This window comes from Duganella sp. (genome assembly GCF_039595735.1).
GTDB lineage: Bacteria > Pseudomonadota > Gammaproteobacteria > Burkholderiales > Burkholderiaceae_D > Rugamonas.
Window position 1 is genome coordinate 83,434 of record NZ_JBCNLB010000005.1, and the last position, 13,141, is coordinate 96,574.

Annotated in this window: 7 protein-coding genes; 5 read left to right on the forward strand and 2 right to left on the reverse strand. The window is 63.1% G+C overall.

Going from position 1 to position 13,141, the window contains the following annotated elements; genetic code table 11:
* The first annotated feature begins 314 nt into the window (after positions 1–314).
* The 5 genes from ABDW57_RS11910 (at position 315) to ABDW57_RS11930 (ending at position 10,520) form a co-directional block, all read left to right on the forward strand.
* Complete coding sequence (locus ABDW57_RS11910) at positions 315–1,898, forward strand: hypothetical protein (RefSeq protein WP_343730413.1); 1,584 nt, start codon at positions 315–317, stop codon at positions 1,896–1,898.
* A gap of 94 nt (positions 1,899–1,992) precedes the next feature.
* Positions 1,993–4,941: a glycosyl hydrolase 115 family protein gene (locus tag ABDW57_RS11915; RefSeq protein WP_343730414.1), complete on the forward strand. Its 2,949-nt coding sequence runs from the start codon at positions 1,993–1,995 to the stop codon at positions 4,939–4,941.
* An 82-nt stretch (positions 4,942–5,023) separates the two neighbouring features.
* Complete coding sequence (locus ABDW57_RS11920) at positions 5,024–7,081, forward strand: TonB-dependent siderophore receptor (RefSeq protein WP_343730415.1); 2,058 nt, start codon at positions 5,024–5,026, stop codon at positions 7,079–7,081.
* Positions 7,078–9,441 (forward strand): sulfite reductase flavoprotein subunit alpha, encoded by a 2,364-nt coding sequence (locus tag ABDW57_RS11925; protein WP_343730416.1) that lies wholly within the window; start codon positions 7,078–7,080, stop codon positions 9,439–9,441. The genes ABDW57_RS11920 and ABDW57_RS11925 overlap by 4 nt, the downstream gene beginning before the upstream one ends.
* 26 nt (positions 9,442–9,467) lie before the next feature.
* Positions 9,468–10,520: a serine hydrolase gene (locus ABDW57_RS11930; protein WP_343730417.1), complete on the forward strand. Its 1,053-nt coding sequence runs from the start codon at positions 9,468–9,470 to the stop codon at positions 10,518–10,520.
* Here ABDW57_RS11930 and ABDW57_RS11935 read toward each other — a convergent pair.
* Positions 10,486–11,529 carry a histone deacetylase family protein gene (locus tag ABDW57_RS11935; RefSeq protein WP_343730418.1) on the reverse strand — a complete coding sequence of 348 codons (1,044 nt, stop codon included), beginning with the start codon at positions 11,527–11,529 and terminating at the stop codon, positions 10,486–10,488. The genes ABDW57_RS11930 and ABDW57_RS11935 overlap by 35 nt on opposite strands.
* Positions 11,529–13,130: a glutamate--cysteine ligase gene (gshA, locus tag ABDW57_RS11940; RefSeq protein WP_343730419.1), complete on the reverse strand. Its 1,602-nt coding sequence runs from the start codon at positions 13,128–13,130 to the stop codon at positions 11,529–11,531. The genes ABDW57_RS11935 and gshA overlap by 1 nt, the downstream gene beginning before the upstream one ends.
* Positions 13,131–13,141 lie beyond the last annotated feature (11 nt).

Genomic DNA, 13,141 nt, shown 5'->3' on the forward strand with positions numbered 1-13,141 from the left:
CTACCTTCTGGCATAACAGCTTGCTAATTTACTACAGTCTGCGCTGTTTGCAGCGCCGATGTAGGTACTATACATAGTGTGCGATCTAATAGCAAGCTATTTTTTGAGTATTTTGTGAGAACCATGAGTCGATCAATTTGTGATGTTACTGATACGACACTTACTGACACTGAAGCTGTTTGATAGCCTGGGCACCAGGCCTGTTGCCTGTCGTTCCGGCGTTCGCCGGAACGACATTTCAGGCGCTAACTGAGCGGCATTGGCACAAGTCTGCCAGTTGGCTCAATCTTTTCACAAGCCCAAGGACGACATCAATGAAAGTTATTGGCGAAACTCAGCCGGCCGCCAACGCGGATGTTGGACGGCGCAGCGCCTCGGAACACTTGACTTCATCCCTGAAGCTGGCGGACCCGGCACGAGGTGAGGCGGGCCACACTTTGCAGCGCTTGCAGACAATCGCGAACGAGTCCCCACAAACGCAGCGCCTGGTGCAAATGGCGGAAATGACTCGGTCCCGCACCTCTCCGTCAGTGCGCGGCGGCATCTCGACGAATACCGTTCAACGCGTGGTCGGAGATCGCCCAGAAGGCGCATTCAGCCCCACCTTAGCTTGGGCAAAATGGTTTTCCGCGATGAATGAGGGGGAGCGGGCGGAGCATTATGAGGCTGTCGGGTTGACCCCAGATTCGGCGGTAATTCCCCTTATGAATAGTATCTTGCTCCGCCACTCTTTGCCGCTGCTGTCTGATAAGTTGCCGCAAGAGAGCCAGGAGTCGGGTGTGAAATTCCGTCATGATGCACCAGTTGAAACGGATGATGCGGTGGACGCCGCAGAGCCTAATGCGGTAGGCGCATCCGACCATGATACTTACGAGACCAAGGGGGAAGCGGCTCCAGCGCAGGTCCCGGCGACTGCTGCGGACGATGCCGAGGCGCGACATTTGAAGAGGATAACAATAGTTGCGTTAAGAATCACAAAAAAAGACAAAAAGTTCCAACTTGCTTTGCTTAATGCGTTTGACAAAGAAGAGGAAAACGTGATGGCGTCCGTTATCAAAGCTAGCGGGGAAAGCACCACGATCGCGAAAGCCATGGGTATCAACCCCTTAGCGCCCGGTAAACATCCAACTAACGCTGCACCCCATCCGGTATTCCTGCATGAATACAATAATTTTGTCAAAAAGTCAGCGGCCCAACGGGACGTGGACACCTTGGTGCCCGTGGCGGACAATTCCGGCGTCCCTCACGTTCCGCAGAAAGAGCTTTTTAACCGTCTGAAAGCCGCGATGAAGCTAGCCAAAGGGGACGGGCACCATAGCGTAAAAATGGCCAAGGTTCCTCTGAAGGCGACCTTCCAATACAAAGTTTATGGTCAGGTGCATGTGGTTAGCCACCTTTATCTTCAAAAAGGCAATGATCAAGAAATACGCTGCTATTTGGGCACGATGGAGGGCGCATTTCAGCGCATTCATACTTCCTTGACCGTGCAAGGAAACGATACGCCTACTGCGCATACGATGGTGCAGACAGGCCCGACGCTGGTTATCCCTGGGTATCACGAAAAAGACGCGCTTATAGGAGAGCGGGTGGGATTCGACTCCACCGAATCGCTGAAAAATCCCGGCATCGCGAACAGGGCGTTGACCGGACGGTCGAAGAAGCAATGCACGGTAGAGGGTTACCTGCAAGGAAAGTCTCTCGAAGAGCTTGGTGTTGGGAAAGTCCAAGCAGAGCAGGTGGCCCGAGCGTTCAACACGACGCTGGATCAGATCGCCAAAGCTATCAGGGCCGGGAATTTCAATGAAGACATGATCACGCGGACGCCGGATTTCCTGCCCTTGGACGAAGGTGCGCCGAAAAAGGCTGCCGCGACGGATTCCAGCAGCAGTTCCAGCTGATTGCCGTAGTGAAACCGAAAATACTTTGCCTATTCCGAAAATGATTGCGCTATCATTGGTGTTAAAACATATGTTAGCTAACATTGGAGGAGACATGGCATCACACCGATTGAGCGGCGCGCTCGTGCAGCGCGCTTTGCGCGTGTTATCGGCGGTAATACTCGGCACCAGCTGCGCGGGCGCGTTGGCCATCGGGACGGAGCGCTTTGTGAAAACCGATCAGGCCGATGGGGTGGTGATTGCCGCCGCAGGGCGCGCCGCCACGATCGTGCTCGGCAAGGATGAGTATGAAGGCGTGCTGCGCGCCGCCCGCGATCTGCAGCGTGACATCGGCGCCGTCAGCGGCACCACGCCACAGACGGTCAGCGGCAACGCGCCGGCGGCACAGGATCTGATCATCGCCGGTACGCTGGGCCGCCATGCGCTGATCGACCAGCTGGCAAAGCAGGGCAAGCTGGACGCCGGCAAGCTGGCCGGCCAATGGGAAGGCTTCGTGATCCAGGCGGTGCGCGATCCGCTGCCCGGCGTGAAGCGCGCGCTGGTGATTGCCGGCAGCGACAAGCGCGGCACTATCTACGGCATCTACACCCTGTCCGAACAAATCGGCGTGTCGCCGTGGTACTGGTGGGCCGACGTGCCGGTGCAAAAGCACCAGGCGCTGAGCGTGCCGCTGACCACCCGCATCGCTGAAAAGCCAACGGTGCAGTACCGCGGCATTTTCCTGAATGACGAGGCGCCGGCGCTGACCAATTGGGCCAAGGAGCGTTTCGGCGGCTTCAACCGCGCGTTCTATGAGCGTCTGTTCGAGCTGATGCTGCGCATGCGCGCCAATTACCTGTGGCCGGCCATGTGGTATTCCGCGTTCTACGACGATGACAAGGAAAACGGCCCGCTGGCCGATCGCATGGGCATTGTGATGGGCACCTCGCACCACGAGCCGATGATGCGCTCTCAGCAGGAATGGCACCGCTACGGCAAGGGACCGTGGGACTATCAGCATAATCGCCAGGGCCTGCAGGAGTTCTGGGCCGGTGGTTTGCGCAACACCCGCGATCAGGAAAAAGTGATCACCACGGCGATGCGCGGCGACGGCGATGAGCCGATGTCGGCCAGCGCCAATGTCGAGCTGCTGCAAAACATCGTCGCCGACCAGCGCGCGCTGATCCGCCAGGAACTGGGCCAGGATCCGCGGAAGGTGCCGCAGTTGTGGGCGCTGTACAAGGAGGTCCAGGAGTATTACGAAAAAGGCATGCGCGTGCCGGACGACATGCTGCTGCTCTGGTGCGACGACAACTGGGGCAATATCCGCCGCCTGCCGACCGCCGAAGAGCGCAAGCGCAGCGGCGGCGCCGGGGTCTACTATCACTTCGACTACGTGGGCGTGCCGCGTTCGTACAAGTGGCTGAACGTGACGCAGATCGGCAAGGTCTGGGAGCAGATGAATCTGGCCAATGAGTACGGCGCCAACCGGCTGTGGGTGGTGAACGTGGGCGACCTGAAACCGATGGAGGTGCCGACCGAGTTCTTCCTGGCGTATGCCTGGAATCCGGCCGCCTGGCCGGCTGAGCGTCTGCCGCAATACCTGCGCCAGTGGGCCGAGCGCGAATTTGGCGCCACCCATGCGGCCGAGATTGCCTCCATCGTCACGCGCTATACGCGCTATAACGCGCGCCGCCGGCCGGAGCAGCTGGAACCGGACACTTTCAGCCTCACCAACTATAACGAAGCGGAGCGCGTGGTGGCTGACTATCGCGCGCTGGGCGAGCAGGCCAGCCGCATCGCCCAGCAATTGCCGCCGGCCGTGCGCGACGCGTATTTCCAGCTGGTCGAATATCCGGTGCTGGCCTCCGCCAACGCGCTCGATATGTATGTGACCACCGGCCAGAACCGCCTGTACGCCCGGCAGGGACGGCTGACCACCAACGATACGGCCGCCCGCGTGCGCAGCCTGTTCGCCCGTGACGCCGAGCTGACCCATCGCTATCAGCGCGAGATCGCCGGCGGCAAATGGAATCACATGATGTCGCAGACCCGTTTCGGCTACACCAACTGGGATCAGCCCTATCGCGACATCATGCCGGCCGTGTCCGAGCTGCGCGTGCCGGAGGCGGGGCAGCTGGCAGCGCCGAACGGGATTCATCCGTCGGACCTGATGGGCATTGCGGTGGAGGGCGATCCGGTTGCGTGGCCGGTGTTCCCGATTCACAAGCTGGCGCTGCCGGCCTTCGATTCAGTCGACAAGCAGGCGCGCTATATCGATGTGTTCAGCCGTGGCGGCCCGGCGTTTGACTACAGCATCGCCGCCAGCCATCCATGGCTGCGTGTGAGCCAGCCGGGCGGCAGCATCAGCAAGGAGCAGCGGGTGTGGGTTGACGTCGACTGGAAAGCGGCGCCGGCGGGCACTACTGAGGCGGAGCTGGTCATCAGTGGCCCGGACAAGGCAAAAGTCGCAGTGAAGGTCACGCTGCATAACCGCCCCGCGGCGGAACTGGCCTCGGTGCGCGGCCATATTGAAAACGGCGGCGTGGTGGCGATCGAGGCCGAGCATTACAGCCGCGCCCATGCACCGCAAGGACGCCGCTGGCTGACGATTCCGGATTACGGCCACACGCTGTCGGGTGTGACGCCGATGCCGGCGCAAGCCGCCGCGCTGTCGGTGCAAGATGGCATGCGGCTGGAATATGACGTCCACCTGTTCAGCAGCGGTGCGTTGCAGGTCGAGGCCGTCCTCAGCCCGACGCTGAAGTTCCAGCCGGGGAAAGGCTTCCGCTACGCGATCGCCATCGATGACGAGGCGCCGCAAATCGTCAATGTGCATGCGGACGAGTCCGAGGCTTACTGGCGCAAGCTGGTGTCCGATGGCGTGGCCAGATTCGTGACCAGGCACCGCGTCGAGCGCCCGGGCAAGCATACGGTCAAGTTCTGGGCGCTGGACCCGGGGCTGGTGCTGCAACGGGTGGTGGTGGACGCGGGCGGCCTGAAGCCAAGTTATCTCGGCCCGCAGGAAAGCCCCTACATTCCGGCACAACGCCCAAGCCGGTAAAACTTGTAGGTGCGGAGTAATTGATAATGATTCGCATTATCTATAGAATGATGCGCATTGCTTCTTTTACCCGCACCTATTCATGTCGCTCCGTCTGCTTCCGGTCTGTCTTGCCGTTTCGGCCATATTTCCTGCCTTTGCACAGGATGATCAAGTCCTGCATGCTGTAAAGGTCACGGCCGCGCGCGCGGACGGCTTTGAACCCAGGACGGTGGAGGCGGGCAGCTTCCGCGGCGCGGACATCATGGACGTGCCGTCCACCGTCAACGTGGTCACGCGCGAGGTGTTGGAACTGCAGGCGGCCGGCGGCTTGTACGACGCGCTGAAGAATACCGCCGGCGTCACCCGCCAGCAGAACGGCGGCGAGACCTGGGACCAGCTGGTGATTCGTGGCATCGCGGTCGAGAACCGCACCAATTACCGCTTGAACGGCTCGCTGCCGATCATGAACTTCTCGCAGGTGCCGATGGAGGACAAGGAGCGGGTGGAAGTGCTGAAGGGCGCCACCGCCTTGTATTACGGCTTTACCTCGCCGGCCGGCGTGGTCAACTTCGTCACCAGGCGCGCCGGCGCCACGCCGGTCAGCACGGTGGGCGTGGCGGTCGACCAGAACGGCAGCGCGGTCGCCACCGCCGATGTGGCGCGCCGCTTTGGCGATGTGGGTGTGCGCGTCAATGCGGCCGGCGGCACGCTGGGTTCTTACCTGGACAATGTCGGCAGCGGCAATCGCAAGTTCGCCTCGGCGGCGCTGGACTGGCGCGTGAATGCGCGCCTGCTGTTGAAGGCCGATCTGGAATATGACAAGCGCCGCGTCACCGAGCAGGCGGGCATCGCCTTGCCGGCCGCCGTCAATGGCGTCATCAAGCTGCCGCCGGCGGTCGATCCGAAACGCCTGATTGGTCCTGACTGGGCCAGGTTTGAAGCAGAGACCAAAAACATTCTGCTGCGCGCCGATTATGCGCTGAGCGACGACTGGGCCCTGACGGTGGAGGCCGGCCATTCGGAAACGGCGCGCGACCGCGCGTTGCCCATCTTCCGCCTGACGAATGCGGCGGCGCTGGCGACTGGCGCCGGCCGCATCACCGGCAATCTGCAGCACAGCGTGGTCGATTCGGACATGCTGCGCGCCGAACTGGCGGGCACGGTGGCGACTGGTCCGGTGCAGCACGACCTTACCTTTGGCGCCACCCGCACCGACAAGGGACAAGATCCGATCTACCAGGCCAACTACACCATCGCCGCGCAAAATCTGTACAAGCCGGTACCGGTCACCAGCTATACCGTGAGCGCTTACCCGGCCACGCCCACTACGGCGGCGCTGGATTCGCGCGACAGCGGTGTGTACGCGCTTGACCGCCTGACCTTCTCGCCCAACTGGCAGCTGGTGGCCGGCGTGCGCAGCGTGCAGTATCGCAGCGACCAGGGGACAAATCACTATGACGTCAGCAAGACCACGCCGATGGCGGGGCTGATCTACAAGCTGAATAACGATTTGTCGTTCTACGCCTCGTCCTCGCAAGGGCTGGAGGAGGGCGAGACCGCGCCAACCGGCAGCGCCAACGTCGGCGTGCGCATGGCGCCCGGGGTCAGCCGTCAGAAGGAAGTCGGCACGCGCTGGCGTGTGGCGGGCGGTTCGCTGGTGCAGGCGGCGCTGTTCGATATCAGCCGCCCTGGTTATTACACCAACACCGCCAACATTTTCACCGCCGATGGCGAGCAGCGTTATCGCGGCCTGGAGCTGTCCGCGCAGGGCAGGCTGACGCGCCAGTTGTCGTGGCAGACCTCGGCGCAGTTCATCGATCCTGAATTCCGCCATATCAATGCGGACTACAACGGCAAGCTGCCGGAGAATGCGTCCAGACAGACGGGCAGCGCTTTCCTGTCGTATGAACTGGCGCCCGGCCTGTCGCTCAACGGTGGCGCATATTACACCGGCCGTCGTCCGGTCAACGACCTGAATCAGGCCTTCCTGGGCGGCGTGACGCTGTTCAGCGTGGGCAGCCGCTATGCGTACAAGAACATGGTGTGGCAGGTGAATATCGATAACGCCGCCAACAAGCAATACTGGGCTGGCGCCGGCACGCGCCTCGCTTCCGGCGCACCACGCCTGATCAAATTGAGCATGAAGGTGGACCTGTGAAAAAGCTCTGGTTCCAGCTGCATTGGTTTGTCGGCATCACCGCCGGCACGGTCCTGATGGTGATCGGGCTGACTGGCGCCATCCTCGCATTCCGCGAACAGATACTGGATGCCCTGAATCCCGGCGTGCGCAACGTCGCGGTGCAGGATTTGCCAACGCTGGGACCGCAGCAGATCATGCTGGCCGCGCAGGCGGCCCGGCCGCACGAGCGTGTGACCAGCATCATCTTCTACGATACGCCTGGTTCCAGTGCGCGTGTCGGCCTGGCGCCGGCGCCGGGACAGCGCAAGGGCGAAACGATTTACTTCAATCCCTACACCGGCGCGCTGCTGCCGGAACTGGCCGGCGAAGGTTTCTTCGAATGGACCGAGCAGCTGCACCGCTTCCTGCTGCTGCCGCGCGATCCGGGCAAGATGGTCAGCGGCACGCTGGCGTTCTGCCTGATGGGGCTCGCGCTCACCGGCCTGTATCTGCGCTGGCCGCGCCGCGTGTGGGACTGGCGCACCTGGCTGACCTTCGATGCGCGCATGAAGGGCCGCTCCTTCCTGTGGGGCCTACACTCGGTGGCGGGCACCTGGGTGATGGCGGTGTTCCTGATGTTCACCGCCTCCGGCGTGTACTGGGCCTTCGATCCGATCCGCGACATGGCGGATGGCTGGATGGGCACATTGCGCCCGCCGCGCGAAGCGTCCGCGCCGAAACCGAAAGGCGCCAAGCCGCCCAAGGCCGCGCCGGCCGATCTGACGCCGAGCTGGGAAACCTTCCAGAAGCATGCGCCGAACTGGCAGATGGCTTTCCTGCGTCCGCCGGAGCGCGCCAACGCGCCGCTGCAGATTCTGTGGGTGGCCAAGGATGCACCGCATGTGCGCGCGCGCAGCAGCATGACCATCAATCAGCAGACCGGCGATCTGGTGAAGCAGGAGCTGTATAACGACAAGCCGCTGGGCGCGCGCTTCCAGTCGACCATCTACCCGCTGCACATCGGCACTTACTTCGGCGTGGCCGGGCAGCTGATTGTGTTCATCGCCGCGCTGGCGCTGCCGGGCTTTGGCATCACGGGCTGGATGCTGTATCTGGACCGCCGCAAGCAGAAGCGCATCGCCCGCGCCGAGCGCGCGCAGTTTGCCGCCGCGGCGCCGTCCGGTGCTCAGGACGATCCGGTGCTGATGGCTTACGCCAGCCAGACCGGCCAGGCAGAACGCCTGGCGCTGCAAAGCGCGGCCGCTTTGCAGAAAGCCGGCGTGGCGGTGCATGTGCATTCGCTGGAAAAACTGACGCCGCCGCAGCTGGGCAAATACCGCCGCGCGCTGTTCGTGGCCAGCAGCTTTGGCGAGGGCGAGCCGCCCGACAGTGCGCGCCGCTTCAGCCGCCTGCTGCACGCGGCGCGCGAGGAACTCAAGCATGTGCAATACGCCGTGCTGGCGCTGGGGGACCGCAATTACAACCAGTTCTGCGGCTTTGGCCGCACGCTGGATCAGCGCCTGGCCTTGATGGGCGCGCAGCCGCTGCATCCGATCATTGAAGTCGATAAAGGCGACGCCGGCGCATTGGCGCGCTGGGGCAATGCGCTGCGCGGCCTGATGGGGCACGGTGCCGCCGAGGTGGTGCTCAACGCCGCCGTGGACGATGGCGATTACGCCAGCTGGCGTCTGACCGGCCGCATCCTGCTCAATCCCGGCAGCATGGGCGCGCCGCTGTACGAGATCACGCTGGATGGTCCGGTCGGCGCGGGCTGGCGCCCAGGCGCATTGGTCGATATCTGGCCGGGCCACTATGGCAAGGATGTGGCGCCGCGCCGCTATTCGCTGGCGTCCATCACGCAGGATGGCAGCATGCAGCTGGTGGTGCGCAAGGTGGGGCTGGCGTCCGGCTGGCTGACCGCGCAGGCGATGATCGGTGATGAGGTGCGCGTGCGCCTGATCGCCAATCCATCGTTTGATGTGTATGAGCAGCCGGCGCCGGCCATTTACATCGGCAACGGCTCCGGCATCGCCGGCCTGCGTTCGCACCTGCGCGCACGCGTGCTGGAGGGCGAGCGGCGCAACTGGCTGATCTTCGGCGAACGCCAGCAGGCCTATGACGCCATCTGCGCCGAAGAAATCCAGAGCTGGCGCGCGCGCGGCTTTTTGCCGGAGCTGGATCTGGTGTATTCGCGCGAGGGCGGCGGTTACGTGCAGGACCGCCTGCGTGAACGCGCCGACATGCTGCGCACGTGGATCAGGGACGGCGCCGCCATCTTCGTCTGCGGCAGCCTGCAAGGCATGGCCGGCGGCGTGGATGATGCGCTGGCCGAGATTCTCGGCCGCGCGCAACTGGATCAATTGACGGAAGAGGGCCGCTACCGGCGCGATGTATACTGATTTGACCTAACTCGATTGGAGCAGCAATGATGCGTAAGTTTCTCCCTCTGGTTTTTATCCTGTACACGGCCGCTGCGGCGGCCGATCCTTTGTCCGATATGGACGCCGCCATTCGCAAGGGCGACTTCAAGCAAATCACCAGTGTCCTGATCTCGCAGGACGGCAAGCTGGTACACGAATCTTATTTCGATAACGATGGCGCCGAGGGCTTGCGCAACACGCGCTCTGTCGGCAAAAGCGTCACCGATATGCTGGTGGGGATCGCCATCGACCACGGCAAGCTGACACTCGGCGCGCCGGTGTTCAGCTACTTCCCCGAAAAACATCCGGTGCGCTATCCCGATCCGCGCAAGGAGAAAATCACGGTCGAAGATTTTCTCACCATGAGTTCCTTGCTGGAGTGCGATGACCAGAACCAGTTCTCGCGCGGGAACGAGGAAGCCATGTACCTGCTGGAAGACTGGACCCAGTTTGCCATGGACCTGCCGATCCGCGGCTTCCCCGACTGGGTCACCAAACCGAAAGACTCGCCGTATGGCCGCAGCTTCTCCTACTGCACCGCCGGCCCGACCATGCTTGGCCCTGTGCTGGAAAAAGCCACCGGCGAAAAAGTCGATCAGTTCGCGGCACGCACCCTGTTCGGTCCATTGGGCATCACGAAACTGAAGTGGCAATACTCCCCCACCGGGCCTGCCATGACGGGCGGCGGGCTTGGACTGCGCAGCCGCGATCTGCTCAAGCTGGGAGAGCTTTATCTGAACAACGGCGTATGGGAAGGCAAGCGCGTGGTCTCGGCCGAATGGGTCAGGCAATCACTGTCGCCGCACGCGCAAGTCGATGACGATACCGACTACGGCTACCTGTGGTGGCTGAAGCGCTTCAAACAGGATGGGCAAGTCTGGCGCACCGCCATGATGTCGGGCAGCGGCGGCAACAAGGTGGTGGTGCTGCCGGAGCAGCGTGCGGTGGTGGTCATCACTACCACCAACTTCCAGGTACGGCAGCCGCACGCCATCAGCGAGAAGCTGCTGACCGACTACGTGTTCAAAGCGCTGTCTCGTAGCCCTCAAGCACGTTGACCACGTTGACGCCCAGCTCCTTCACTGCGTAGCCGCCTTCGAAGATGAAGGCGGTTGGCAGGTTAAGCCAGGCCAGGCGCTCGCCGACTTTCAGGTAATCCGCACTTTGCAGCTTGAAACGCGACAGCGGATCGCCGGCAAACGTGTCCACGCCCAGCGACACCACCAGCGCATCCGGCGCAAAGCTGCCGATGCGGATGCAGGCCGTTTCCAGCGCCGACAGCCACGCTTGCGCGCTGCAGCCTGCGGCCAGCGGCAGATTCAGGTTGTAGCCCATGCCGGCGCCTTCGCCGCGTTCGTCCGCGTGGCCGAGGTAGAACGGGTATTCGCTGCGCGGGTCGGCGTGGATCGAAATGAACAGCACGTCGTCACGGTTGTAGAAGATGCTCTGCGTGCCGTTGCCGTGGTGGTAGTCGATGTCGATGATGGCGACCTTGCGCGCGCCGTCGTCCAGCAGGTGCTGTGCCGCCAGCGCCGCGTTGTTCAGAAAGCAGTAGCCGCCGAAGAAGTCGGCGCCGGCATGGTGGCCGGGCGGGCGGCTCAGGACAAAGGTGCCGCGCTCACCCAGTCGCAGCGCGTGCGCCGCGTTGACGGCGCAATCGGCGCCGGTCTTAGCGGCGGTCCAGGTGCCGGCGGTCAGCGGCGTGCCGCTGTCCATCGAGTACAGGCCCATGCGGGCGGCAAAGTTCTCCGGTTCGATATCGCTGCGCAGGGTGCGCACCGGCCATACGGAGGGAAAGGCGTCCTTCTGCGCATTGGCCGGGTCCAGCGCCACCCACTCGCTCCATGCGTTGCGCAGGAAGTGCAGGTAGCGCGGCGTGTGGATGCGTTCCAGCGACATCAGCGGCACGCCGTGCGGCGTGACGATGCGCCCCAGACCGCGCCGGCCCAGTTCCGCCAGCACCGAATCGGCACGCTCCGGCTTTTCAAAGCAGGGCACCTGCTCGCCACGAAAGAACTCGTGGCGGCCACGATGCTGCGCGTGCTGTTCGTTGTAGAAGGTGAGCATCAGTCACAGTCCTGGCGCGACTGGCACAGGTTGGAAGCGCGGTAGGCTGCGACGTAATCGTCAAAGTTGGATTGCGGCGCCGCTTCCATTTCGGCCTGCTCGGCCAGCGAGATGGCGGCCAGGTTGTCGAAGTAGGCTGCTTCTTCAGCGGTGGGCGGATGGCTGCGGAAGTAGGCCGCGTGCTTTTCGCTTTGCGCCAGCCCGAAGGCGGCAAATGATTTGCCGTTGGCGCGCAGTGCCGCCAGCACCTTGGCCGATGGCGTCAGTTCGGGATCGGCCAGCTTGGCCGCCTGCGCCGCGATGGCGTCGGCGTGCACGCTGTCGCCGCGCAGCGCATCGAGCAGCGCCGCCACCGGGCGGATGCGCTCCAGCAGTTCCGCGCCCCACACCGGCAGCGGCACTTCGCTGTCGCCATGGCGCAGCGTCAGGCCCGGACGGCGGCCTTCCTTCACGGTGCGGGCAAAGTTCTCGGTGTAGACCGCGCCCTGTTCCGGCGTGATGGTCGGGCTTTCTTCCAGTGCGCAGAACAGCAGGAAGGCGTCGAGGAAGCGGCCAGCCGCCACGCTGATGCCCACCGGCTCAAACGGATCGACGTCCATGCAGCGCACTTCGATGTACTGCACGCCGCGCGCGCACAGCGCCTGGATCGGACGCTCGCCGGTCTGGATCACGCGCTTCGGACGAATGGTGGAGTAGTACTCGTTCTCGATCTGCAGCACGTTGGTGCTCAGCTGGATCCATTCGCCATCGCGCTTGGTGCCGAGTTTGGCGTAGGGCTCGTAAGGCTGGTTGACGGCCTTGGTCAGCGCCGCCACGTAGCTGTCCAGGCAGTTCTCGTGCGGGCTCAGGCCCGATTGCGCGTCGTTCTGGTAACCGAGGTCGCTCATGCGCAGGCTGGTGGCGTAGGGCAGGTAGAGCGTGTCGTCGGACAGCGTTTCCAGCTTGTGCGGGCGGCCGCGCAGGAAGCCGCTCGACAACACCGGCGAGGCGCCGAACAAATACATCAGCACCCAGCTGTAGCGGCGGAAGTTGCGGATGGTGGCCAGGTAGGCTTCCGACTGGAAGGAGCGCGGCGTCAGGCGCTTGCCGCTGACTTCATTTTCGGCCAGCACGCGCCACAGGCGTTCGTCCAGCGAGTAGTTATAGTGGATGCCGGCGATGCATTGCATGGCTTTGCCATAGCGCAGCGCCAGGCCGCGGCGGTACACATGCTTCAGGGTGCCGAGGTTGGAGGTGCCGTACCAGGCGATTTCGATCTCGTCTTCCGGCGGCAGCTGGCATGGCATGGACTGGCTCCACAGCAGCTCGTCGCCCAGCTTGCTGTAGGCGTAGCGGTGAATGCCGTCCAGCTTGGCCACGGTGTCGGCGATGTCTTTTTCGGCCGGGGTGATGAATTCCAGCAGGGCTTCAGCGTAATCGGTGGTGATTTGCGGATGCGTCAGAGCCGAACCCATGGCCACCGGATGCGGCGTGTGCGCCAGATGGCCGGCGCGGTCCACGCGCAAGGTCTCCCGCTCGATGCCGCGCAAGCCGCCAGCCAGCACGGCGCGGTGCTTTTCTTCGGCCAGCAGGGCCAGGCGTCGTGTCAAAAGAGTTGGCAATTTGAAATCCT